General features: G+C 64.4%; 19 protein-coding genes. 7 read left to right on the top strand and 12 right to left on the bottom strand.

Going from position 1 to position 23,163, the window contains the following annotated elements; translation table 11 throughout:
• Positions 1-185: 185 nt before the first annotated feature.
• Positions 186-1,523, bottom strand: coding sequence for an IS4-like element ISAeme15 family transposase (locus tag C3F36_RS14510; RefSeq protein ID WP_041205620.1), 1,338 nt, complete (start codon positions 1,521-1,523; stop codon positions 186-188).
• 87 nt (positions 1,524-1,610) lie between these two features.
• On the bottom strand, positions 1,611-3,473 hold the full coding sequence (locus tag C3F36_RS14505) for a diguanylate cyclase (RefSeq protein WP_104455297.1): 1,863 nt from the start codon (positions 3,471-3,473) through the stop codon (positions 1,611-1,613).
• A gap of 195 nt (positions 3,474-3,668) precedes the next feature.
• Here C3F36_RS14505 and C3F36_RS14500 point away from each other — a divergent pair, with 195 nt between their 5' ends.
• Complete coding sequence (locus C3F36_RS14500; RefSeq protein ID WP_104455296.1) at positions 3,669-4,673, top strand: sensor domain-containing diguanylate cyclase; 1,005 nt, start codon at positions 3,669-3,671, stop codon at positions 4,671-4,673.
• A 12-nt stretch (positions 4,674-4,685) separates the two neighbouring features.
• Here the strand turns inward: C3F36_RS14500 and viaA are convergent, their stop codons facing one another.
• Both viaA and C3F36_RS14490 read right to left on the bottom strand, forming a co-directional pair.
• Positions 4,686-6,140, bottom strand: coding sequence for an ATPase RavA stimulator ViaA (gene viaA, locus C3F36_RS14495; protein WP_104455295.1), 1,455 nt, complete (start codon positions 6,138-6,140; stop codon positions 4,686-4,688).
• Between the two features lie 95 nt (positions 6,141-6,235).
• Entirely contained in the window at positions 6,236-7,849 is a 1,614-nt protein-coding gene (locus C3F36_RS14490; protein ID WP_041211041.1) for an ATPase RavA domain-containing protein, read from the bottom strand.
• A gap of 215 nt (positions 7,850-8,064) precedes the next feature.
• Here C3F36_RS14490 and C3F36_RS14485 point away from each other — a divergent pair, with 215 nt between their 5' ends.
• Together C3F36_RS14485 and rimI are read left to right on the top strand one after the other, a co-directional pair.
• Positions 8,065-8,502 carry a DNA polymerase III subunit psi gene (locus C3F36_RS14485; RefSeq protein WP_104455294.1) on the top strand — a complete coding sequence of 146 codons (438 nt, stop codon included), beginning with the start codon at positions 8,065-8,067 and terminating at the stop codon, positions 8,500-8,502.
• 74 nt (positions 8,503-8,576) lie between these two features.
• On the top strand, positions 8,577-9,026 hold the full coding sequence (gene rimI, locus C3F36_RS14480) for a ribosomal protein S18-alanine N-acetyltransferase (protein WP_103261185.1): 450 nt from the start codon (positions 8,577-8,579) through the stop codon (positions 9,024-9,026).
• 73 nt (positions 9,027-9,099) lie between these two features.
• Here rimI and C3F36_RS14475 read toward each other — a convergent pair whose 3' ends face one another.
• Positions 9,100-9,642, bottom strand: coding sequence for a hypothetical protein (locus C3F36_RS14475; protein WP_104455293.1), 543 nt, complete (start codon positions 9,640-9,642; stop codon positions 9,100-9,102).
• Between the two features lie 181 nt (positions 9,643-9,823).
• Between C3F36_RS14475 and C3F36_RS14470 the strand changes: the two genes are divergently transcribed.
• Complete coding sequence (locus tag C3F36_RS14470; protein ID WP_104455292.1) at positions 9,824-11,614, top strand: AMP-dependent synthetase/ligase; 1,791 nt, start codon at positions 9,824-9,826, stop codon at positions 11,612-11,614.
• Positions 11,615-11,674: 60 nt separating this feature from the next.
• On the opposite strand, the gene C3F36_RS14465 is transcribed toward C3F36_RS14470, so the two are convergent.
• The 4 genes from C3F36_RS14465 to C3F36_RS14450 form a co-directional block, all read right to left on the bottom strand.
• The gene (locus C3F36_RS14465; protein ID WP_104455291.1) at positions 11,675-12,877 is read right to left on the bottom strand and encodes an aldose 1-epimerase family protein; all 1,203 of its coding nucleotides are present in this window, start codon (positions 12,875-12,877) and stop codon (positions 11,675-11,677) included.
• A 216-nt stretch (positions 12,878-13,093) separates the two neighbouring features.
• Positions 13,094-13,786, bottom strand: coding sequence for an aspartate/glutamate racemase family protein (locus C3F36_RS14460; RefSeq protein ID WP_104455290.1), 693 nt, complete (start codon positions 13,784-13,786; stop codon positions 13,094-13,096).
• A 135-nt stretch (positions 13,787-13,921) separates the two neighbouring features.
• Positions 13,922-14,512, bottom strand: a complete 591-nt coding sequence (locus C3F36_RS14455) for a LysE family translocator (protein ID WP_010672906.1) — start codon at positions 14,510-14,512, stop codon at positions 13,922-13,924.
• A 102-nt stretch (positions 14,513-14,614) separates the two neighbouring features.
• On the bottom strand, positions 14,615-15,211 hold the full coding sequence (locus tag C3F36_RS14450) for a LysE family translocator (RefSeq protein WP_039039402.1): 597 nt from the start codon (positions 15,209-15,211) through the stop codon (positions 14,615-14,617).
• A gap of 116 nt (positions 15,212-15,327) precedes the next feature.
• Between C3F36_RS14450 and C3F36_RS14445 the strand changes: the two genes are divergently transcribed.
• From C3F36_RS14445 to C3F36_RS14435, 3 genes are all read left to right on the top strand, one after another.
• Positions 15,328-16,701, top strand: a complete 1,374-nt coding sequence (locus C3F36_RS14445) for an aminotransferase-like domain-containing protein (protein WP_104455289.1) — start codon at positions 15,328-15,330, stop codon at positions 16,699-16,701.
• 29 nt (positions 16,702-16,730) lie between these two features.
• The gene (locus C3F36_RS14440) at positions 16,731-17,195 is read left to right on the top strand and encodes a hypothetical protein (RefSeq protein WP_104455288.1); all 465 of its coding nucleotides are present in this window, start codon (positions 16,731-16,733) and stop codon (positions 17,193-17,195) included.
• A gap of 142 nt (positions 17,196-17,337) precedes the next feature.
• On the top strand, positions 17,338-18,975 hold the full coding sequence (locus C3F36_RS14435; RefSeq protein WP_104455287.1) for a hypothetical protein: 1,638 nt from the start codon (positions 17,338-17,340) through the stop codon (positions 18,973-18,975).
• 36 nt (positions 18,976-19,011) lie between these two features.
• Here the strand turns inward: C3F36_RS14435 and C3F36_RS14430 are convergent, their stop codons facing one another.
• From C3F36_RS14430 to C3F36_RS14420, 3 genes are all read right to left on the bottom strand, one after another.
• Positions 19,012-20,325 (bottom strand): sodium-dependent transporter, encoded by a 1,314-nt coding sequence (locus C3F36_RS14430; RefSeq protein WP_104455286.1) that lies wholly within the window; start codon positions 20,323-20,325, stop codon positions 19,012-19,014.
• Positions 20,326-20,737: 412 nt separating this feature from the next.
• Positions 20,738-22,051 carry a sodium-dependent transporter gene (locus C3F36_RS14425; RefSeq protein ID WP_010672900.1) on the bottom strand — a complete coding sequence of 438 codons (1,314 nt, stop codon included), beginning with the start codon at positions 22,049-22,051 and terminating at the stop codon, positions 20,738-20,740.
• 209 nt (positions 22,052-22,260) lie between these two features.
• Positions 22,261-23,100, bottom strand: coding sequence for an isopenicillin N synthase family dioxygenase (locus C3F36_RS14420; RefSeq protein WP_104455285.1), 840 nt, complete (start codon positions 23,098-23,100; stop codon positions 22,261-22,263).
• Between the last annotated feature and the right edge of the window lie 63 nt (positions 23,101-23,163).

Below are 23,163 nucleotides of genomic sequence, written 5' to 3'. Positions count from 1 at the left end.
GCCCATGCAGACAACGACACCACGCGGGCGGGTCAGTGACCGCCGGTGGAGACAGAAGAAGCGCGTTGCATTACATGGGTCTGGCCCCGGATCAAAGCAAAATTGCGCGGCATTATACCCGCGCGAGTGAAAAATACCCAGCCCGCTATCACGGGGGCGCGGGGTCGGCCTTACCGCAATGCTGTTCACTTAAGCGGAGCCGCATTGCGATTTACCGGAAAACGGGTCTTTGATATCTTCACCGCCCTGGGTCTCGATGGCCTGGGGCGTTTTTCTATGAACATGACGCCTATGCAGCCCCGCAACTCCGCCAACCTCCGTGGCGTATGGGCTGGCGATAACGCGCCCGCCATCACTGCCATCTGGTTCGCGATGAACTGACAGGCAAACTTAAAGCTCACCTCATTGGGCGCTCGCTGATGGGCTACGGCGGCCTGGCTGGCCTCCCGCCTGACCAGATTGTATCCAAGCAGCAATCCCCACAGCTCCTGATAGACCAAGTCCACTTTCTTGCTTCTCAGCGTGATGGCGTTGTGCTGCATCGCGCTTTTGATATCCCGGTATCCCAGCTCGATTTCCCAGCGCTCGTGGTACAGGGTCGCCACCTGAGCTGCACTGAATCGCGCCACGGGCAGGGAGGTAAAGACCGTTTTCTCCTTGCCTGCCACCTCATAGGTCACTGCGCGAACTTGCCAGTGTGTCGGCAACGCCGGGTTTTTCTTGCTAGCCTGAGGCGAGACCGTCATTTGCAACAGACGGTCACCGTCGCCATAGCGCTCAAGTTCCGTGTATACCAGCCCCTTGCGTTCCGGGATGAGCCAGTGACGGTCGGTGTCTTCGGCCTGAATACGCAGCAACAGGTCGGCACCGAAGAAGCCTTTATCCAGCAGGGTCACTGACTTGTCCGGCAATGAGTGAATGAACTCGCTGGCCAGGGGGATTTCCCCTTTGCGGTACGGGCTGATGGCCGCGTTGGCAATGACATGCGAGCGGACATTCATGAGCGTGACCAACCGCAGCATCGGGTAGGGTGTCTGCCGGTTGGTTGAGGTGTTACCCGAGCCGAAATGTGCTCTGAGTTCAGGCATATCCTGGGTTCGGAACAGGGCCCCATCGATGGCAAAGACCTGTAAACCGTGCCAATGGTCTTCAGGATAACGTTCCCGCCCCCACACATCGGCGCACTGTTTGAACAGCCACTCGAGCGGCTGTTTGCCGAGTCGCTGACGGGCCTGAGACAGGGCACTGTCCGCGAGCAAGGCATCATTGGCCAACCCTTCTGCACAGATGTTGAGGCGCCGAGCGACCTCGGAGATGGGCTCATTGCGGAAAAAGGCCATCCCCACGACGAGCCACAAGACCATATCAGAAGGTAAGCGGCGTCGGCGGATAGTGGCCTTTTCAGACAAGGCGGCAGCGGCAGTAATCCATTCGTCGGGAATATGGTCGGCAAAAATGGCCAGCCGAGCCAGCATGTCGCCAGATGCCTCAACAACATCGTTCAAATCGTTTGCAATAGACATAAAAAATCCGGAACTAGTGATTGGTTCCGGATTGTCCTACAGCAGAAGGATCGGTCAATGGATCCTTAACTGATCAGCATTGCGGCCTTACCGGGCCGTCATCACCCGGTTGCGTCCCGCCAGCTTGGCCTCGTACATGGCCTCGTCGGCCCGGCGCACCAGCTCGCCCAGGTTGTCATCCTCGGGTTTGTACTGGGCACAGCCGATGCTGATGCGGATGGGGTGATCCGCAGGCACCCCCTCAATCTCGAGACGGGCGACGGCCTGGCGGATCCGCTCCGCCACCTCGACGGCCTCGTTCAGGAGGGTATCCGGCAGCAGCACCAGAAACTCCTCGCCGCCGTTGCGCCCCACCCTGTCGAGGCTGCGCAACTGCTCCTCGATGCACTGGGCCACGGCGGTGAGCACCCTGTCCCCCACGTGGTGGCCCAGCTGGTCGTTCACCTTCTTGAAGTGATCCACATCCAGCAGCAGCACGCACAGGGGTTTGCCCTCCTCCCGCGCCTGGGTGAACCATTTGCGCCCCTTGGCCTGGATCTGGCGCCGGTTGTGGATGCCGGTCAGTTCGTCCGTCATGGCGAGGCGCTGCATCTTGCGGGTGCGCCCGCGCTGGTGCACCACCAGGGTACCCATCACCACCAGCAGCAGGGCCACCACCAGGTATTGCCAGTAGCGCCGCTCCTGCAACTGCTTGAGTTTCTCCGCCTGCAACTGCTGCTGGGACCTGAGGGTCTGGTTTTCCAACTCCTTGCGGGCGAGATCGAACTCGAAACGCATCTGCAAGGAGCGCTGTTCCCGCAATCTGAGCTCGAGGGCCTGGCGGGTCTCGACATAGGTCTTGAGGCTGGTGAGGGCCGACTGGATATGCCCCTGACGCTCCAGCACCCGGGCCCGTGTCTCATGCACCCGGGCGAGGAAGCGCAGGTTCTGCTCCCGGGTAAAGATGGGCTCGGCCTCGTCCAGGTGCCGCAGCGCCTCGCCGGGTCGGTTCAGGGCCTCGAGGACCTCGGCCATGACGAGGTGCCAGTGGCCCAGGGTAACGCTGTCCGCCCCCTCCTCCTGATGAAGGGAGGCTGCCGCCTGATCGAGCTTGGTCATGGCCTGGTCCGGCTTGCCCTGTTTCTGCAGGATGGTGGCCAGCTCGATCCGGCTCCAGGCAAGGACCACTTCCTGGTTTGACCCCAGATAGTAACGCTCCGCTTCCGCCATCAGGGGCAGCGCCTTGTCGTACTCTTCGGTGTCGATGTAGAGGAGCCCCTGCTGGCTGTGAATGTCCACCAGGTGCTCCTCGACCCCGAGCTGCCGGTAGTCGTGCTCCAGCTCCTTGAAATAGCTCTCGGCCCGCTCATAGAGCCCCATCCTGCGATAGGCATTGGCAATATTGGCGAGCACCTCGCGCCCCTTGGCCTCCAGCCCGAGCGCCTCGTAGCGCTGGTGGGCATCGATGAGCTCCATCAGCCCCTCCGCCAGCTCCCCCTGGTAGGAGTACATCTCCCCCCGCAGGCTCAGGATGTCGGCACGCTGGCGCTCATCCCCGAGTCGGCGAGCCAGGGTCAGGGCGGCGTCGTAATCCTCCCCGGCCCCGGCCATGTTGCCGAGCAGTTGTCGGTGATAGCCGCGACAGGCGAGCAACCCCACCTCGGTGACCCTGTCCTTGCGGGCACGGGCCTGCGCCAGCCCCTGCTCGGCAAACGCCACCGCGCGGCGAAACTCCTCGTCCCGTTCACTCGGCTGGGCCCAGCACTGCAGCCGGGCAAGGCGGCCCTGCACCTCGAGCGGATAGTGTGCCTGTTCGGCAGTCAGGGCGGCGACGCGCTCGCGAAACACCTGCACCGGCATCGTCGACTCTTCCAGTCGCTGCAACGCCAGTTGCAACTCGTCCCCAGCCAGTGGCGTCGCCTGGGCCAGGGCAACCCCCAGCAACAGACCACCTCCCATCAGGATCTTCATGCGGACATTTTCTCCTCTTCACTGGCCGGACGCCGCGCTCACCGCTGTCATCATATCCCCACAGACTCTGGGCGCACAGCCGCCAGAGGGTGAGAAAACTCCTCATGTTGGACGAGAGCCTCCCCTATCCCCTTCTTTACAGAAGGAGAGAGTGCATCGACTATATATGCTTTCGAACAGGGGAAGGGATGAGGAATGACCTACGAGGAGCTGAGGGAGGCTTACGACAGGTTGTTGCTGGAGAACGAGCGTCTCAAACGCATCGCGGATGACGCGCGGGAGAAGCTGGACGCAGCCATGGACGGCACCGGCCTGTGCATCTGGCAGAACCATGTGCCCACCGGCAAACTCATCATCTTCAACCGGCGCTGGGGCTCCATGCTCGGTTACCAGCCCAAGGAGCTGTCGGCCCACTTCGACGTCTGGCGCGCCCACCTGCACCCGGAGGACAGGGAGCAGGTGCTGCAGGCCTTCTTCGATCATCTGGAGGGCAAGAGCCCGTTTTATCAGGCGATGCACCGCATGATCGCCAAGGATGGCAAGACCACCTGGGTGCTGGACCGGGGCCGGGTGGTGGAGCGGGATGATCAGGGCAACCCCGTCCGGGTGATGGGCACCCACATCGACATCACCCACGAGAAGGAGTACGAGCAGCAGCTCGCCCAGCTTGCCCACCGGGATCCCCTCACCGGCCTGTTCAACCGCACCGCGCTGCACCGCCACTTTCCCGGGGAGTACCAGGCCATCTGTTTCATCGATCTCGATGACTTCAAGCTGGTGAACGACAACCTGGGCCACCGGGCAGGTGACGAACTGCTGGTTTCCCTTGCCCAGCGCCTTCGCCACTGCTGCGGCGAGGAGGTACGGCTGGGGCGCATCGGCGGGGACGAGTTCGTGCTGCTGCTGCCCTGGGCGTGCGACGATCCCCGCACCAGCAACCTCGCCCGCCAGTGCATCGATGCCATCGCCACCCCCTTCGAGCTGCCCAACGGGGACGCCTCGGTGGGACTGAGCATGGGAATTGCGGCCATCCGGCCCCAGGACGATTTCGGCGCGGCACTGGCCCGGGCGGATCAGGCCATGTACAGGGTCAAGCGCAGCGGCAAGCGGGGTTTTTATATTGCCCAGCCAAGCGGTCAGCCGCTGCTGGATCAGGAGCAGGTCAACGAACGGGGCCTCTACCACAGGCCCACTCTCTGAGCCTGAGCACCCTCAATGGCGCTGCCAGCGCCGCAGCAGGCGTCCACGCAGGCCGCAATCGAGCAGCCAGCTGTTGTCGAACACCCGCAAAATGGCCGCCTTGGCGTGACGGGACATGGCGACCGCATGGAAGCGTGTCTGCTGCGCCCGTCGCCGGTTCATCCGCTCGAGCAGGGGGTGGGGCAGGTTCTGGGCGATGAAGTCGGAGATCACCAGCACGTCGGCCTTGGCAAAGGCGGGTTGTTCGAGCTGGGTCAGGGCCTGCTCCAGGCAGGGCACCAGATCGGTCCCTCCGTGAAAACTCATGGAGAGAAAGCGCTCCGCCTTCTCAAGCCCGGTGTCGGCGGTGATCTCCAGGGTCGCCACCTCGGTGGAGAAGAGCATCAGATAGCAGCCCCGCTTCTCCTCCATCGCCCCTTTGAGCAGGGCGAGAAACAGCGCCTTGGCGCATTCCTCCGGATAGCCCCCCATGGAACCTGACGTATCGACGCAGACGATGAAGGGGCCACGCGGCTGCACCTCCTGCCCTCCCTGCTCGGGGGAGCGCAGCATCAGACGCTGGCGCGGCAGGGTGCCCCGTGACTGGTAGCTCAGCAGGCGCCGCTCCAGATAACGGCGATAGAACTCCAGCTCCAGCTCCGGCAGCGCCAGCATCACCGCCTCGCTCGGCAGGAGGCGCATCAGATCGCTGGCCGGGTGCACCCCCACCAGATCGTCGGGCACATCGTCACTTTGCACCTCCTCCAGCTCGTGCACAGGCACCGGCGGCAGCGTCCTGTCCTCGCTGTGCCGCTCCCGCTCGCTGCGCCCAAGCAGGGCGGCGATCTCCGCGAGCAAAGGCTCCTGCTGCAACATGCGGGCGTACTGCTTCACCAGCGCCAGGCTGCGCTTGTGCCAGCTCCCCTGGGCCAGATCCCAGAGCCCCCCGGCGGAGATCTGGTGCGGATCCAGGGCATCGGCCAGGGTCCGGTTGGCCAGCAGTTGATCCTCTATCTCCTGGCGCTGCTTCTCCCGCTCCGCCTCCGCTATCTGCTGCTGCAACTGCAACAGGCTGCCCACCAGGCTGGCACGCCACTTCTCGATGAAGAGCTGGCGCAACCCCTCGGTGGGCTGGGCCACTATCTGGCGCACCAGGCTGCGGGCATCCCCCGCAAAAGGGCTGTGCTGCTCAAGGGCTTCCAGCAGGGCGGGCAGGCGCCCCACCAGCTCCGGCAGGGGCAGTTGCCGATGGGCCTGATAGAGCAGGTATTCCCGCTCGAGAGCCACCGGCACCGGCTTGTGACGCATCTCCTCCCCAAGCTGTTCGCTCCAGGTCTGGATGCGCTTTCTGAGCAGCTTGCCCTGCAGGGGCGAGCGCTTGAGGAACTCGGAGATCTTGGGGGTGGAGGCAAGCAGCAGCGCCATCTCCCCCGCCAGCTCCCCCTCCCCCATGAGCAGCCCCAGGTCCATCATGCCGATCTCTAGCATGGGCCACCCCGGATGTTGAGATGTGATGGAGTATCATGCTGACGAAACATGTTTTTCATCCTGTTTATTTCACCAATCCCACGTCGGGCGCGACGTCACCCCTGTGCATCGAGAAGAGGCAGACGATCCCGCCACTGCTGCAGCTCGGCCCCCAGCCGCTCCAGGTCCCGGCTCAGCACGAAGAAGCTGTCCTCCACCTGACGCAACCAGTTGTCCCCCACGAACAGATGGGGCTGGTGACGGTCGAACAGGTTGCGCTGACCCTTGAGATTTTGCAGCACCCGGTTCACCTGGCCCGTCAGGTCGTCCAGGGCCGACAGCCAGGGGGCCATCACCACCTCGGGGATGGGGGTGCGCTCCACCAGCATCAGTGGCACGGGCTGGCGCTGGATATCCAGCACGTGCAGCCGCAACTGCTCGTCCAGCACCAGCTCGTAGTGCCCCTCCTTGGGGTTGCCGAGGGGCCAGCCCACCAGCGCCTCCCCGGTGGGGTGCCAGTGAGAGAGCAGGGTGCGATCGAAGGTGAGGGTGCCGGTGAGGCGCTCGGGATCGCTGCCATCCAGGGGCGCCGGGGTGAGCAGCTGGAAGTGCACCAGCTTGCCGAACGGCCTGGCGTTGGCCAGCGGCAGTTCGGTGCCGCGGGCGCGGCGGCCGAACCACTGCTTGCGCTTGACCGCCTTGCAGCCGATGCGCAGGGCGACCGCCCCCTGCAACTGCTTGAACTGCTCGCGCAGGGAGAGCAGCTCCCGGGTCAGCGCCAGTTGCTGGTAGCCGTAGAGGCGGGAAAACTCGCCGATCATCTCCAGCAGCGCGGTGCGGGAAGCCTCGTCGTGCCAGAGGCAATCCTTGAACAGCAGCAGATCCAGGGGAGCCACCTCGTCGCGGCCATTGAAGAAGGCGCTCGCCTTGATGAGCCGCACCGCCTTCTTCCAGCGCCGATCCGAGACATAGCAGCCGTGCCCGAGCTGACTGTCGAGCTGCTGGCGCAGCTGGTAGATGAGTTCGAAACAGGCGTCCGGCAGGCGCACCTGCTCGATGGCATCCTGCCAGGCGTCGTACTCTTCCCCCCGAATCTGCACCGAGGGGGTCAGGTTCTGATGGGACTGGCCATCGCTCGCCAGCATGGCCTGGAAGTTGGATTTCTCCTGCACCCTGTCCATCCAGACCCGCACCAGCATGCGGTCGTAGAGCGCCTCCAGCCCGCTGTCCGGGGCCGGCAGCTCGTTCGAGGCGGTGACCAGCAGCCGCATGGGAATGGGATGCTGGCTGTCGCCGTTGCGAAACTGGCGCTCGTTGATGGCGGTGAGCAAGGTGTTGAGGATGGCGGGGCCCGCCTTCCAGATCTCGTCGAGGAAGACCACCTCGGCCTCCGGCAGGTAGCCGCTGGTCAACCGCAGGTACTTGCCATCCTCCTTGAGCGCCTGGATGGAGAGGGGACCGAACACCTCCTCCGGCGTACTGAAACGGGTCATCAGGTATTCGAAATGGCGGGCATCCTGAAACGCCAGCTTGAGGCGCCGCGCGATCAGGCTCTTGGCGATGCCCGGGGGGCCCAGCAGAAAGACGCTCTCGCCACTCAGGGCCGCCAGCAGGCCGAGCCGCAGGGCATCCTGGCGCTCATACAGTCCCTCGCCAAGGGCGGAAAGGAGCCGTGGCAGGCGCTCATGAATGGGGGTGGCACGAACAGTATTCTGGGCTAAAGGCGGCATAGGCACAGTTCCGAAGCTGATAGGTCATCCGTGGTGACGGGGTCCGGCCTCTGGCCCCGCCCCACTCTCATTGTCTGTCATCTCTGCCCCCGGGGGGCGCTCGTTTGCCATCGCCACAGGGCGAAAAGCGCACGTCCGGGGTGCAGCAAATCCCGCGAGAGTGTACTCTGCGCATCATTATTTACCCCAACGCAGATCAAGAGTGAGCCTTCGCCATGCAAGATCCCCTGCTGGACCCGCTGCGCCAGCGCATTCTGGCCCGCATGGGCATCCCCCTCTGGCAACAAAGAGGCCGACTCCTGGCGGGAGGCACCAGCCCCGACGGCGCCGCACAGCCGGCAAACACGCCCGCCGACGAGGTGCTGGCCCCGCAGGAGACTGCCCCTCTGCCGACCGGCAAGCTCTGGCTGCTGGCAGAGACGCTGCCCGCGCCCTCCCTGCTCGGGGACATCTGCCGCTGGCTCGGCCTTGGCACGGACGAGGTCTCCCTGTTGTCCGAGATGCCTTCCCTACCCGCGGGGGCCACTTCGCCCCTGCTCTGGCTGACGGCGCCGGACCCTCGCTGGCCCAATGCCCTGGTCTGCCCGCTCAAGCCCGATGGGGCACACAAGCGCGCCCTCTGGCAGCAGTGCCGGCAGCGCCACACCCCTTGATGCTCACGACCATGGCACGGCCATGGTGTCCATCGCAAGCCTGAATCCCGTCCGGAGTGACCATGTCTGACCTCTTGCCCCACTTTCGCCCCCTGCTCGAATCCGACTTCGAAGCCATCTACCCCATCGAGCAGGCCGCCCACCAGGAGCCCTGGAGCCAGGCCAACCTGCTCTCCTGCTTCGGGCCGCGCTATCTCAACGGCCTGATGCTGGTGGACGGACGACCGGCCGGTTTCTACATCTCGGATCTGGTGGCGGGAGACAGCTCCCTGATGAACATCTGCGTACACCCCGACTTTCAGGGCAAGGGGCTGGGGCGGGCGCTGCTCAGGGAGTACCTGGCCCGCAGCAAGGCCAGCAAGGCCGAGGCCTGGTTCCTGGAGGTCAGGGCCGGCAACCGCACCGCCATCAACCTCTACGAGAGCGAGGGGTTTGCCGAGTATTGCCGCCGTGCCGACTACTATGGCACCGGGCAGGAGAGGGAGGATGCCGTGCTGATGTCCCGTCTGTTCGACTTCGGCTGACAACCCGCTGCAGACCGCTGTCAGCGGGCAACACCCTCTCTGACCTCCCTGACTCCCCCGCTTCGCTTCCCCCTCAGGGCAGGGGCGCGTTGTCGATGGAGGGGTCTTCCAGGCTCAGGGTCACCCTCAGCACGGCCTCGAAGGCGGCTCCCGAGAGAGGCATGAAGAAGCCTCGACCATAGGTGATGCCGGGCATCCAGATCTGTTCGATATCCACCGCGATCTTGATGGGGCGAAGCGGCTCACCCGGTCGCTGGACATAGATGCCAGGGGCCGTCGCAACCTGGGGGAAGCGGCGCAGAATGTGCTCGCTGCCATCCCCCGCATCCGGGTTGAGTCGCACCTTCACCAGCCCCGCCAGGGCGGATTGCATCTCGGGGGCACGCCACAGCCTGGTATTCAGCGCCTTGCAGCGTCGGCACTTGGCGCGCTCGATCACGTAGAGCAAGGGGTATCCTTCCCTCAGCGCCAGCCGCTGCGCCTGCTCATAGCCCTCGGCGCCGCTCAGCCAGGGATTCTCCTGCTTCCCCGCGCCCCCCAGCAGATACCAGAGGGCGCCTGCCCCCGCCAACAGCAGCAACACGCCGGTGAACAGGCTCTTGATCCCGATATTCATGGTGCAACTCCCTGAATGAATCCGATCCCTGCCCCCTATCATGCCTCACTCTCATCTGGTTGACGACTTTGTGATCCAGGACAAATGGCGCACACTTGTAAGCTGTAATGTTAGAGTTTAAACTCCAGCCCCGATTTTGGTGCCCCTGCGGGCGCACAACTGTTACTTGAGGATGCGTGAGATGTCGCAGTTTCATCTGGTTAGAGTGATGCGTGAGCGTATTGCCCGCCTTGGCAACAAGGCCGCCCTGCGCGTCCAGCAGGATGGCCAGTGGCGCGCCATCGGCTGGCGAACCCTGGGTCAGGCCATGGATTATTGCGCCCAGGGACTGATCCGGGCGGGCCACCAGTCCGGCGAGATGGTCGGCATCTATGCCCGCAACATGCCCGAGTGGACCCAGGCCGACCTCGGCATCCTGGCCGCCCGCGGCGTCAGCGTGCCCATCTACCCCACCAGCACCCTCGATCAGCTGCGCTACATCGTCAAGGATGCCGGCATCAGGATGCTGTTCGTGGGGGAGCAGCCCCAGTTCGATCAGGCGCTGCACCTCATCGACAGCGGCGAGATAAGCCACATCGTCGCCCTGGACGGCACCGTCGATCTGCGCGGCTGCGCCTCGGCCAGCCACTTCCAGGCCTTCCTCGTCTCCGGCAACCACCAACCCAGCGAGCAGGTGCTGCGCGAGCGCGAGCGCTACTACCGCATGGACGACCTGCTGACCCTCATCTACACCTCGGGCACCACGGGCGAACCCAAGGGGGTCATGCTCGATTTCGCCAACATGGCCGCCTGCTTCGAGATGCATGACGCTCGCCTCGACCTCAGCGAGCAGGATGTCTCCCTCTGCATGCTGCCGCTGAGCCATGTGTTCGAGCGTGCCTGGAGCTACTACGTGCTCTATTGCGGCGCCGAGAACGTCTACATTCGCGACCCGCAGAAGGTGATGGATGTCATCGGCGAGGTGAAGCCCACCGTGATGTGCGCCGTGCCCCGCCTCTACGAGAAGGCCTACGCCATGATCCAGGCCAAGGTCGCCCAGGCTCCGCGCCTGCGCCGCGCCCTGTTCGGCTGGGCCACCCGGGTGGGCAAACAGATGGTCGCCACCCGTCAGGCGGGCAAGTCCGCCTCTCCCCTGCTCTATGGCCAGCTCTGGCTTGCCGAGCGCCTGGTGTTTCGCAAACTGCGCGCCCGTTTCGGCGGTCGCACCCGCTTCCTGCCGGTGGCGGGCGCCCGTCTCGCGGACGAGGTGAATCTCTTCTTCCAGGCCATGGGGCTCAACCTCAAGTACGGCTACGGCATGACCGAGACCACCGCCACCGTCTGCTGCTATGAAGACACCCAGTTCAGGCTGGGCTCCATCGGCACGGCGCTAAACGGCATCGAGGTGAAACTCGGCGAGAACAACGAACTGCTGGTGCGCGCCCCCACCGTGATGCGTGGCTACTACAACAAGCCGGAGGCCACCGCCGAGGTGATGACCGAGGATGGCTTCCTGCGCACCGGCGATGCAGGCGAGCTGGATGACGAGGGCAACATCTACTTCACCGAGCGCTTGAAGGAGCTGATGAAGACCTCCAACGGCAAGTACGTGGCGCCGCAACTGGTCGAGGGGACCCTCGGCAAGGATCGCTTCATCGAGCAGATTGCCATCGTCGCCGATGCCCGCCACTTCGTGTCGGCGCTCATCGTGCCCTGCTTCGAATCCCTGGAGGAGTACGCCCGCTCCATCAACCTGCAGTACCAGTGCAAGACCGAGCTGCTGCGCCACTCCCGGGTGATGGAGTTCTTCGAGGCCCGCATTCAGGATCTGCAAAAGGAGCTGGCCAAGTTCGAGCAGGTGAAGAAGTTCACCCTGCTGCCGAGCGCCTTCTCCATGGAGCTCGGGGAGATCACCCCCACCATGAAGCTGCGCCGCAAGATCATCGAGGCCAAGTACCAGCGCGAGATAGAAGCCATGTACAGCCACGTCTGATCGACGGGCCTGATATGAAAAAGCCGCTCATGGAGCGGCTTTTTGCTGGGCGTCTCTCCCTTATGGCAGCTTGACCAGGGGTTGCTCGCGCAGCTCGGTGGCCCGACCGCCCTGGATCGCCAGGGCCTGCTTCACTTCGTCGGCATTTTGCAGCAGGCGATAGGTCAGATCGAAGGTCTTGGTCTCCCCCGGCTGGATCTTGGGGACCAGCCCGAGCGGGCGCTGGTACTTGGTGCTGTAGGCATAGCTGGTACCGGGTTCGATGCCGGTCACATAGCCCTGGGCCCGGGTGTCGGTGTTCTTCCACAGGGTCAGCACCGGCAGCTGTCGGGTGTTGTAGCCCACCGCCACTCCGGCGTTGCCGGCCCGGTTGTTCAGCACTGCCAGGGTATTGCCGTCGGCGTCGCTGTAGGGCACCAGGTTGAACACCATCTCGTCGAAGCCCTTGGTGGGCCCCAGATAGGTTTGCCAACCCTTGAGTCCGGCCTTGGCGTAGTCATTGAACGGGGAGATCTGCTTCACCGGCGTGCTCACCCTGGCTCCCTCCTCCAGAATGGGGGCCCCGAAGTTGCCGTGATAGATGATCTGGTACTCGTTCTCGTAATCCGCGTGGTTGGTCAGCTTGTCCTGCAGGGCAAACTCCGCCTGACCGGGCACCACGCTCAGCTGGGTCCAGGTGACCAGTTCGCTCATCTTGAAGGTGCGCTCGTCCACCCGGCCCAGCACGTGGATGGCATAGGGCGGCTCTTCGTCCACGGTCACGCTGACCACGGAGGCAGGAATGTTCTGCACCCGGCCATGCAGGCTCTTGAGGCGGCCGTCGTCATCCACTCCGGGATGACCCGTCCACTCGTAGCCGCAGCGCACCAGCATCTCGTTGAAGCCGTCGAGCCAGCCGAGACCGCCACGGCTCTCGAGATCGATGAAGGCGGGGTTGACCACCTCCTTGACCGGTGAATCCCAGCCTAGGCGCAGATCCGCCGCCTTGACCTCCTTGATCCCCATGCCGCGGGTCGGCACCAGGGTGATCTTCATGACGCCGTTGTCGACGATGAGCAGATCCACCCCTTCCTGGCGGCCGCCGTGCAGGCGTTTCTTCTCGATGGTGAAGGGAACCGGACTCTTGATGCCGAGCTTCTCGCTGGTGATCTTCCAGTCGCCCACATCCAGCCCTTGCTGGGAGTCGGTCAGCAGAAATTCGGCGGCGTGACCCGCGGTGGCGCCCAGGGCGAGCAGCACGGCAATGGAGAGTTTCTTCAACATGGATTTATCCTCGTGTCTCTTGTTTTTGTGAAAGCTGAATCGTTTCAGCGATCGAAAACTAGGCGTCTGACGCCCCGGACTCAAGAGACAAAAAGAGGAAATGTGAGCCGATTGACAATAAAAACGGCTTCAACCCTGCTGAAATGAAGGCTGACTCACAGTTATGAAAGGAGGAAAAAACAGGCGGGCGCCGAGAGGGGCGCCGCCCGCACCACATCAGGCAAGTGCCAGCGTCACCGCGGCTTCGGCGTGGATGGCGGTGGTGTCATAGAGAGGCACGGCGGCCTGGCACGCCCCCACCAGCAGGGCGATTTCGGTGCAACCCAGGATCACCGCCTGGGCACCGGCCTGTGCCAGATCGGCGATGATGGCCAGATACTCGGCCTGAGACGACTCGCGAATATCGCCGAGGCAGAGCTCGTCATAGATGATGCGGTGCACCCGCTCCCGTGCAGCGTCATCAGGCACCAGCACCTCCAGCCCGAAGCGCTCCTGGAGCCGCCCCTTGTAGAAATCCTGCTCCATGGTGAAGCGGGTGCCGAGCAAGCCTACCCGGGTCACCCCGTCGGCCTGGAGGCGATGGACAGTGGCATCGGCGATGTGGAGCAGGGGAATGTCGATGGCGGCCTCGATCTCCGGCGCCACCTTGTGCATGGTGTTGGTCCCGATCAGCAGGAAATCGGCGCCACCGGCCTGAATGGCCCTGGCCTCGGCCGCCAGCAGACGGGCGGTGGCGGGCCAGTCACCGGCGTGCTGCAACCGCTCTATCCCGGCAAAATCCACGCTGCTCAGCAGCACCCGCGCCGAGTGCAGACCGCCGAGCCGCTCGCGTACTCCCCGGTTGAGGGCCTGGTAATAGCTGACGGTGGACTCCCAGCTCATGCCACCCAGCAGACCGATACATTTCATGGGATCTCCTTATGTCACCCGATGGTGCAAACCAATGCTGCAATCCCTCAGGGGGCGCGTTTGATCGCACCGCCCCGGCAATAAAAAAGGCCCCGAAGGGCCAACAAGACAGCCGGTAAAGGCTCAGGCCGAGGCCTAAACCCAGATCATCAGCACGCAGGCCGCCGTGGCGAGCCCCATGCCCAGATTGAAACGACGCCAGCCGGTGGCGGTGCGGATGAGGCGGCGCACCTGGGCACCGAACAGCACCCAGAAGGCACCGGTATAGAGGCCGGTCACGAAGAAAATGCCGAGCACCCAGCCCGCGGACGGCCAGTAAGCCTCCCCCGCCAGGGTGAAGCCGCTGATGGCGGAGAGCGCCATCATCCAGGCCTTGGGGTTGAGCAGTTGCAGCATGGCCCCCTGATGGGCCGGGATGAGCGGCCGGTTCCCCTCCGCCGGGCCACTGGCGTTGGCCACCTTCCAGGCCAGCCAGAGCAGGTAGGCCGACCCCACCAGCTTGAGGCCGTCGTGCAGCAGGGGCAGACGCTCGAACACCACCCCGAGCCCCAGGGCCGTGGCCAGGATCATCAGGTTGATGCCCCCCACCACCCCCACCAGCAGAGGCACGGAGCGGCGAAACCCCTGGGCGGCCCCGGCACTGGTGAGCAGCATGTTGTTGGGGCCCGGCGTGCCACAGGTGATAAGGGCAAAGCCCGCCAGGGGGAGCAACCAGTTCAGATCCATCTCAACCTCGTTCAGATACGGCAAGCCTCCTAATATGCAGAGCCGACGCCCTGACGACAAGGTCAGCAATGCATTTTCTTTGCATGAATAATCAAGGTGCTGTTAATACCAGAGCATCACCACGCACAGGGCGGTCAAGGCACCCAGGCTGCCGTTGAGACGACGCCACCCCTTGTCCGAGTTGATCCAGCGGCTGAGCTGATGGCCAAACATCACCCAGGCGAAGCAGACCGGGAACCCCGCCATGGGGAAGACACTCATGATGCCCCACATGCTCGGCCAGTAGTCGCTCCCCGGCAGGCTGAACAGACTGATGGCCGAGATCCCCATCATCCACGCCTTGGGATTGAGGAACTGGAAGCCCAGCCCTTCAAGCAGGGTCAAGGGGCGGGCACGGCTGGCGGGATCTCCGGGGGCGCCTGCCACCGCGATGCGCCACGCCAGCCACAGCAGGTAAAGGCTGCCCAGCACCTGCAGGCTCAGCTTGAGCAGGGGCCAGCGCTCAAACAGCGGATAGAAGCCGAGCGCCAGCACCAGTTGCAACACAGGCTGGCCCACCGCCACCCCGATGAGATGGGGCAGGGTGCGCCGCACGCCGAAGTTGGCGCCGGACGCCGTCAACATCAGGTTGTTCGGCCCGGGCGTGCCGCAGGTGAGCAGGGCGAAGCCAAACAGGGTGGCATACCATTCGATGGTCATGGGGAGACTCCTTTCTCGCCACATTGTACCGATACAATGTGTGCTTGTTGGTTGTGTACAGGCTGATAATCACGCTATATTGCGGACAATCTTGGATCAATGGATTTATTGTCACCATGACAATCTGGACGCCCGACCTCACCCCTTTCGAGGGGCCCCTCTACCTCAAACTGGTCAAGGCCATCGAGCAGTCCATCTCCACCGGCATCCTCTCACCCGAGACCCGGCTGCCAACCCACAGGGCCCTGGCAGATAAGCTGGGGGTCACCGTGGGCACCGTCACCCGCGCCTACACCGAGGCGGAGCGACGGGGCCTGCTGGCGGCCCGGGTCGGGCACGGCACCTGGGTCAGGGGAGCGGCGGATCCCGCCAACGAATGGGTGATCCGCAATGAAGACAGCCAGCGCATCGAGTTGTGGCAGAACCTCCCGGTCCAGCTGGACAGGGGCGCCATCATCAGGCCCCTGCTCACCGAGCTGGCGCAGGGGGATCTCAACGGCCTGCTCGGTTATGACAAGGAGGCGGGACGCCCCGCACAGCGCCAGCTGTTCGTCGACTGGCTCGCCGAGCAGGGCATCACGGCGAGCGAAGATCGCCTGCTGTTCAGCCATGGTGCCCAGCACGGCATCATGCTGGCCCTGCTGGCCACCGGCTGCGTGGGAGAGACCCTGTTTTGCGAGGGACTGAGCTACCCCGGCATGCTGGGCAATGCACGCCAGCTCAAGAATCAGGTGGTGGGACTGGCGATGGATGAGGAGGGACTGCTGCCAGAGGCGCTGGATGCCGCGTGCCGTACCCGCCGGGCCAAGCTGCTCTACCTCACCCCCACCCTGCAAAACCCCACCACGGCCACCATGAGCCTGGCGCGACGCGACGCCATCGTCGCCATCGCCCGTCGCCACGATCTGCTGATCGTCGAGGATGACGTCAACGGCCTGCTGCCCGAAAGTGCGCTCCCTCCCCTGGTCAACCTGGCACCGGAGCGGGTCATCTACCTCGGCAGTCTCGCCAAGATCGCCTGCGGCGGCCTGCGGGTCGGCTTCGTGTTGTCCCCTCCCGCCCTTCGCAACGGCTTCGCCCAGGCGATGCGGCTGTCGAGCTGGATGGTGAGTCCGCTGCTCATCGAGCTGGCCTGCAAGCTGGTGAGCCAGCGCCAGATCATGCCGCTCATCGAACACCAGCGAAAAATCCTGGCGCGCCGGGGTGAGCTCCTGCACCACCTGTTGCCGGGAGCGCGCTGGCAGCCGGGGTCTATGCACGCCTGGCTGCCGCTGCCCGAGCCCTGGCGCAGCCAGGAGTTTGCGGAGGCCGCCAACGCCCTTGACGTGGGGGTCGCCAGCGGAGAACACTTCGCCGCCGGCCAGTTTGCCGCCCCGCAGGGAGTACGCCTCAGCCTGAGTCAGCCCGCCACCGACGCCCGCGTCGCCGAAGGGCTGGAGCGCCTCGCCGGGCTGCTGAGGGGCACGCCGCCCACCAATCCCCTGCTATAGTCATTGACCCTGGCACCCGAGGAACCTTCATGTCTGCCGTCCGTCCCGCCCTGCTGATCGCGACCCTGCTGCTGGGAGGCTGCGCCTCCCCGGCCCATCAACAGCTTGGCGCCGCCCTGAGCGGGCTGGAGGGGGAGCTGACGCGGCTGGAGGAGGAGTTGGCAGCCATGAACGGCCTTCACTATCAAAAAGCCATCGACGCCCCGGTGGCGCTGCGCCGCTATCTCAAGGCCCCCGCACCGACGACGGAGGGACTGGTGCCCGTGCAAAGCCGGCTGCAAGATGGCCCCCTGCTGCGCTACGACTACCGGCTGCCCGCCGGAATGACACAGCTGCCCACCGACAACCCCTGCCTGCGCTACGAGTTCGAGCTGCGCCGCCTCGGGCGCTTGGGCCAGCTCGAGCTCGCCTGGCAGGGAGAGTCGGGAGCCGGGGAGCTGCGTGTCCCCCAGCGGGACTGCCCCTTCTCGGCCAGGGGGCCCGGCCTTCAGTGATGCTTTCTTTGCCCTGCCCAAGGCTGGCACTGAGCCATTCCTGACCCAGGTGGGGTATTGACCCCCTCTGGCTCTCGCGGGAGAGTGGAGGCTACCTTTGAATCCAACCTCGCCACCCCCGACCGGCGAAGGAGCGTCAAAGATGCAGATCCTCCTCATCGAAGACGATGCCATGATGGGCTCGACCCTCACCCAGGGATTGAGTGATCTGGGGCTGCCTCCCACCGAGCTGTTCCACTGCAAAGAGATTGCAAGCCTGCCCGCCCTGCTGCGCCAGCACGCCTTCGATGCCATTCTTTGCCGCCAGTATCACCACCAGGCCCATGAGGGAGTCAGGCTGCTGCATGAAGCACACCACCTGGGCCTGCTCGCGCCCGGCTGCGTGCTCCTGCTGCTGGAGCAGGACGAGGACACCGGCCAGTTCCCCCCCTCCGACCTCTATTTCGCCCTGCGTCTGGCCGTGCCCTTCACCACGGAGCAGCTGGCGCACAGCCTGCAAGCGCTGCTTGCACTGACCACGGTGACCCGCCCCCTGGCCACCCCCATGGCGCTCAGGGAGTGGCGCAGCGCCTGCGCCCAGTGCGAGGATCTGCTTTACCGGCACGCCAGCCACAAGGGGCTGGAAGCACAGATGGACAGGGTAAAGGGCTACATGCTGCTGCAAGCCGGGGAACGGGTGCAGGCCGCCCAGCACTACGCCATCTGCACCACGGAGCACGATGCCTGGTGGCCACGCCAGGGGCTGAACCAGGCCCTGCTCGGGCTGAACCGGGTGGAGAGTGCCCACAAGGATCTGGCCCGCAACCGGGAGCGACTGCCCCCCGTCATCCATCAGGCGCTGGTTCTCGCCTGCCAACTGCACGAGGCGCAGTGGGATCCGGCCTGGGAAACCTTGTCAGGCTTGCTGCAACGCTGCCCCTGGCAGCCGCAGTGGCGCCAGGTGGCCATTTTGCTGGCCTTGCTACGAAGGGATGAAGGTCAGGTGCTGGCGCAGGCCAGCGATTTCATCCTGCGCTACTTCCCCAAACAGACGTTTCGCCACTCCGTCGAACGCTGCCTGCTGGATGCGACCCTGGCGGTGCTCTGGCATCCACCGGGAGAGGCCAGAGTTCATGAGCTGCAGCAGGCCCTGGAGGAGCTCGGCCAGCAGGCCGTGACCCTGCGGGCCCACGAGGAGGGGCTGCTGCGCGCCCTGATGCTGGGTCTGGATTATCGATTCGATGACGCCTTGATGCTGCTGGCCAAGCACCCGCCGGAGGCAGCGCGGGACAATCACCTCAACCAGTTGCTCGGGGTGGCCGTCAGCCAGTTCTGCGGGCTTCCCCACCATGCCCAGCGTTATCTGGCCCAGCTCGGCCAGTATCAGGGACCGGTGGCACAGACCCCGCTGCTGCAGGGGCTCATTTTGCAGGTGGTCGACGATCTGGCGCGGCAACTGGCGCAGCGGGAGCAGCAGCTGACCCAGCTGCGCGAGGAGCGGCAACGGGCCATGACCACGGGTCAGCTCCAGCTCGCCGTGCAGAGCGCACTGACCCTGCAGGAGCGATTCCCGGCCCAGGCGGGGGATGCCTGGCAACTGCTGGTATTGCTGACCCAGTGCTGGCCCGCTGGCATGGCGGCCCCGGCGGTGGCCCGCCTGGTGGACAGGCTGGAGCAGCGTCTCAACCACAGTGCCGCCTTCCTGGAACACCATGGGAACGCCTATCGGGAGACCCTGCAACAGGTGAGATCCCACCTGGCCCCCAAACTGCCGCCCCTCGGTCCCCATCAGGGCCTATAGCCATCCAGGGCGGTGCATGCCGCCCTGGCAGGTGTGTTACAACAAGCCCCGCACCAGGATCCCCGCGATCAGCAGGGGGGCGACCAGCCGCCAGCACCAGAGCAGCGCACCACGCATCAGCGGCGAGAGATCCGCAGGCACAATACTGTCCCCCAGCTTCCAGCCAAGCAGCAGGGTCAGCACCAGACCGAACAGGGGCATCATCAGGTTGGAGGTGAGGTAATCCAACATATCGAACAGGGTTTTGCCAAACAGGGTGTAGTCAGCCCAGGGCCCGAACGACAGACTGACCGGAATGCCGCAGGCCATGATGAGCAGGGTCAGCACCCGGCAGGCATTGCGGCGCGACCAGCCCCACTCCTCGGTGGTGAAGCGCACCAGGTGCTCCAGCATGGAGATGGAGGAGGAGAGCGCCGCCACCAGCAGCAGCAGGAAGAAGATCACCGCCAGCCCCTGACCGAACGGCAGGTGGTTGAACACCGCCGGCATGGTCATGAAGGTGAGGCCGGGGCCGGCGGCAGGATCGATGCCGGTGGAGGCCAGCACCGGGAAGATCATCAGCCCCGCCAGCACCGAGATGCAGCTCGCCAGGGTGACCACCCAGACCCCGGAGCGCAGCGCCCCGTCACTGCTCGGCAGGTAGGCGCCATAGGTGGTGTGTACCCCGAGGCCAATGGAGAGGGAGAAGAACGCCAGCCCCAGGGCGTCGAGCACCCCCTGCCCCGTCAGGTGGGAGAAGTCGGGCATCAGGAACTGGCGTACCCCGGCCATGGCCCCCGGCATGGAGAGCCCGGTCACCACCAGGAGCAGCATCATCACGAACAGGGCCGGCATCATCCAGCGCAGCGCCCGCTCCACCCCCTGTTGCAGCCCTCCCTGCACGAACCACCAGGTGAGCCCGGCGAAGACGAGATGGGTGAGGGCCGGCCAGAGGGGATCGCTCACATAACCGGTAAAGAGTGCGGTGAGGGTGCTCGCCTCACTCAGGTTGAGCTCGCCGCCCACGGCCAGGGCTGCATAGCCCACGGTCCAGCCCCCCACCACGCTGTAGAAGCTGTAGATGAAGAAGCCACACAGGATCCCCATGTAACCCATCCAGCGCCAGTTCGGCCCCACCAGCTTGTGGAAGGCGCCGAGCACGCCGCGCTGGCTGCGGCTGCCGAGCAGGGTCTCCCCTACCAGCACCGCGACCCCCAGGGTGAAGCTGAAGAGCAGGAACACCAGCAGGAAGGCACCGCCCCCGTTGGTGGCTGTCACATAGGGAAACTTCCAGATGGCGCCAAGGCCGATCGCCGAGCCGGCGGCCGCCAGCACATGACCAATACGGGAAGACCACTGAACCTGGCTCATACAACCTCCGGGCAAGACAACATCAGTTCGATACTCCATGGCTAGACGCGGTGTGCGCCGCAACAAAAAAGGCCGCCTGAGGGCGACCTTTGCAATGAACAGTCAGACAAACGACACCTGCAAGGTCACCTCTCCAGGAAGGGGCTAAATCGGCCACAGAGAGCGATAAGGGGTGACATGGGAGGGCGACGCCTGCACGGTAAAAAGGAGCCACAGCCTAAACCATGGCAAGAGAAGTTGACAGAAAATAGTCTAAAACAGAACCAAAAACAGATTTAACCAAAATAAAATATCTAAATTTCAGATCGTTACTCTGTTTATTTTTAATTAACAGATTTTTATAAAGAGTCAATCCTGCCACCCCACTCCCCGGCCAGCCCGGCCGGGGAGTGGCAGAGATGACCACCCCTCCCTACACCAGGCCGCGCACCAGAATGCCGCCAATGAGCAGGGGAGCCAGCCAGCGCCAGCAGCCCATCAGCAGGGCCCGCCAGTGGGGAGCCAGCCCTTCGGGCAGCGCCTGGCGACCGAGCCGCCAGCCCAGCAGCAGCGTCAGGGCCAGCCCGAACAGGGGCATCATCAGGTTGGAGGTGATGAAGTCCAGCAACTCGAAGATGTTCTTGCCAAACAGGGTCAGGGTGGCCCAGGGACCGAACGACAGGCTCACCGGGATGCCCCCCGCCATCACCAGGGCAATGACCAGGTTGCACGCTGCGCGGCGGGACCAGCCCAGGCTCTCGCACAGGAAGCACTGCAAGTGCTCCAGCAGGGAGATGGAGGAGGAGAGCGCCGCCACCACCAGCAGGGAGAAGAACACCACCGCCAGGCCCTGGCCGAAGGGCAGTTGCTGGAACACCGCCGGCATGGTCATGAAGGTGAGGCCCGGGCCCGAGGCCGGATCAATGCCGGTCGCCGCCAGTACCGGGAAGATCATCAGGCCCGCCAGCACGGCGATGACGCTCGCCAGCAGCACCACCCAGAGGCTGGAGCGACCGACCCCTTCACTGGAAGGCAGGTAGGCGCCATAGGTGGTGTGGATGCCAAGGCCGATGGAGAGGGAGAAAAAGGCCAGCCCCATGGCGTCCAGCACACCCGACATGCCGAGCTTGCTGAAATCGGGCATCAGGAAGTGGCGGACCCCGCCCATGGCGCCCGGCAGGGTGAGGCCGAAGGCCACCAGCAGCAGGATCATGATGAAGAGGGCCGGCATCATCCAGCGCAGGGTGCGCTCCACCCCTTGTTGCACGCCGCCCCGCACGAACCACCAGGTCAAGCCGGCAAACAGCAGGTGGGTCAGCACCGGCCAGAGCGGATCACCGACGTAGTCGTTGAAACGGGCGGTCAGTGCCGCGCCGTCCCCCTGTTGCAGCTCCCCCGCCAGGGCCATGCCCGTGTACCCCAGGGTCCAGCCGCCCACCACGCTGTAGAAACAGAAGATGAGCAGGCTGCACAGCAAGCCCATGGCACCGACCCAGCGCCAGCGCCTGCCCATCAGTTCGCCAAAGGCGCCCACCACCCCGCGCCGGGTCAGGCTGCCGATCAGGGTCTCCCCCATCAGCACCGCCACCCCCAGGGTGAAGCTGAACAACAGAAAGACCAGCAGGAAGGCGCCGCCACCGTTGGCGGCGGTGACATAGGGGAACTTCCAGATGGCGCCGAGACCGACCGCGGAACCTGCGGCGGCCAGGATGTAACCGAGCCGGGATGACCATTGGGACTGCTTCATAAGAACTCCACGCGAAAGGCCTGCCAGCGAGGCCCGAAATGGCGCTCAGAGTACGCCCGCGGGTGCGCAATCACTCGGCGTATATCCGATATAAAACTCAGTTTTTAGCATCATTGACCAATAAAATTCGGATAACCCACCAATCGTGCCACAAAATAAAAACCGGAGCGGGGATGCTCCGGTTTGTTGTCTGCCCGGGTCTGGCGGGATTAGATCACCCCCAGCTCCCGCAACCGCTCCATCAGATAGCTGTGGGCGGTGTGACGCTCCGAGAGCACCACATCCGGACGGGGGTGCAGGAAGAGCGGCAAGGAGATGCGGGACTTGGCGGCACTGCCCCCGGTCGGGTTGATGACCCTGTGGGTGGTGGAGGGGTAGTAGCCGCGGGAGGCCTCCTGCAGCATGTCACCGATGTTGATGATGAGGGTGCCGAAATCGCAGGGCACGTCCATCCACTCCCCGTCTGAACCTTTCACCTGCAGGCCCGGCTCGTTGGAGGCGGGCAGAATGGTCAGCAGGTTGATGTCTTCATGGGCGGCGGCGCGGATGGCACCCGGCTCCTCGGTGCCGTCGAAGGGCGGGTAGTGCAGCACCCGCAGCAGGGTCTTTTGGCTCTCTTCGATCATGGAGGAGAGCGGGCAGCTGTAGTGGGCGGCGATGTCACCCGGGGTGTGCTGCTCCACCCAGCCCAGCAGCTCGGCGGCCAGATCGTTGGCGAGGCGGTAGTACTCCATCGCCTGCTCTTTCAGCTCTGCCGGCATCTGGCCCCAGGGATAGATGTGGAAGTACTCCTTGATGTCCTTCTGGCTGTGGCCCTTGGCCACCTCGGACACCGAGGGCGGGAAGTAGCCGTCCTGGGTCTCGCGATTGAACAGGAAATCCTGCTTCTGTTCGCTCATGAAGAAGCGATACCAGTTGTCATAGATGGACTGCACCAGCTCCTTCGGGATGGGGTGGTGAGTCAGCACTCCGAAGCCGGTGGTGCGCAGGGATTCGGTGAAGCGCTCGGCCGCATCGGGGGAGCGATAATCGACGGTCAGGACTTTCATTGTTTTTATGTTACATGCCAGTTAAAAGTAGGCGCAGTTTACCCTGCCTCCCCCGGCAAGAAA

The organism is Aeromonas sp. ASNIH2 (assembly GCF_002934795.1).
Classification (GTDB): domain Bacteria; phylum Pseudomonadota; class Gammaproteobacteria; order Enterobacterales; family Aeromonadaceae; genus Aeromonas; species Aeromonas caviae.
The sequence above is the reverse complement of the archived record's forward strand: the minus strand, read 5'-3'. Positions and strand labels throughout refer to the sequence as shown.

What these genes read in the sequence shown, in the direction of transcription:
- viaA (WP_104455295.1), bottom strand. Translation starts at nt 6,140, where the DNA reads ATGCTAGAGATCGGCATGATGGACCTGGGGCTGCTCATGGGGGAGGGG.
- C3F36_RS14470 (WP_104455292.1), top strand. Translation starts at nt 9,824, where the DNA reads ATGTCGCAGTTTCATCTGGTTAGAGTGATGCGTGAGCGTATTGCCCGC.
- C3F36_RS14475 (WP_104455293.1), bottom strand. Translation starts at nt 9,642, where the DNA reads ATGAATATCGGGATCAAGAGCCTGTTCACCGGCGTGTTGCTGCTGTTG.
- C3F36_RS14500 (WP_104455296.1), top strand. Translation starts at nt 3,669, where the DNA reads ATGACCTACGAGGAGCTGAGGGAGGCTTACGACAGGTTGTTGCTGGAG.
- C3F36_RS14485 (WP_104455294.1), top strand. Translation starts at nt 8,065, where the DNA reads ATGCAAGATCCCCTGCTGGACCCGCTGCGCCAGCGCATTCTGGCCCGC.
- C3F36_RS14505 (WP_104455297.1), bottom strand. Translation starts at nt 3,473, where the DNA reads ATGAAGATCCTGATGGGAGGTGGTCTGTTGCTGGGGGTTGCCCTGGCC.
- C3F36_RS14430 (WP_104455286.1), bottom strand. Translation starts at nt 20,325, where the DNA reads ATGAGCCAGGTTCAGTGGTCTTCCCGTATTGGTCATGTGCTGGCGGCC.
- C3F36_RS14510 (WP_041205620.1), bottom strand. Translation starts at nt 1,523, where the DNA reads ATGTCTATTGCAAACGATTTGAACGATGTTGTTGAGGCATCTGGCGAC.
- C3F36_RS14465 (WP_104455291.1), bottom strand. Translation starts at nt 12,877, where the DNA reads ATGTTGAAGAAACTCTCCATTGCCGTGCTGCTCGCCCTGGGCGCCACC.
- C3F36_RS14435 (WP_104455287.1), top strand. Translation starts at nt 17,338, where the DNA reads ATGCAGATCCTCCTCATCGAAGACGATGCCATGATGGGCTCGACCCTC.
- C3F36_RS14460 (WP_104455290.1), bottom strand. Translation starts at nt 13,786, where the DNA reads ATGAAATGTATCGGTCTGCTGGGTGGCATGAGCTGGGAGTCCACCGTC.
- C3F36_RS14420 (WP_104455285.1), bottom strand. Translation starts at nt 23,100, where the DNA reads ATGAAAGTCCTGACCGTCGATTATCGCTCCCCCGATGCGGCCGAGCGC.
- C3F36_RS14490 (WP_041211041.1), bottom strand. Translation starts at nt 7,849, where the DNA reads ATGCCGCCTTTAGCCCAGAATACTGTTCGTGCCACCCCCATTCATGAG.
- C3F36_RS14425 (WP_010672900.1), bottom strand. Translation starts at nt 22,051, where the DNA reads ATGAAGCAGTCCCAATGGTCATCCCGGCTCGGTTACATCCTGGCCGCC.
- C3F36_RS14445 (WP_104455289.1), top strand. Translation starts at nt 15,328, where the DNA reads ATGACAATCTGGACGCCCGACCTCACCCCTTTCGAGGGGCCCCTCTAC.
- C3F36_RS14440 (WP_104455288.1), top strand. Translation starts at nt 16,731, where the DNA reads ATGTCTGCCGTCCGTCCCGCCCTGCTGATCGCGACCCTGCTGCTGGGA.
- C3F36_RS14450 (WP_039039402.1), bottom strand. Translation starts at nt 15,211, where the DNA reads ATGACCATCGAATGGTATGCCACCCTGTTTGGCTTCGCCCTGCTCACC.
- C3F36_RS14455 (WP_010672906.1), bottom strand. Translation starts at nt 14,512, where the DNA reads ATGGATCTGAACTGGTTGCTCCCCCTGGCGGGCTTTGCCCTTATCACC.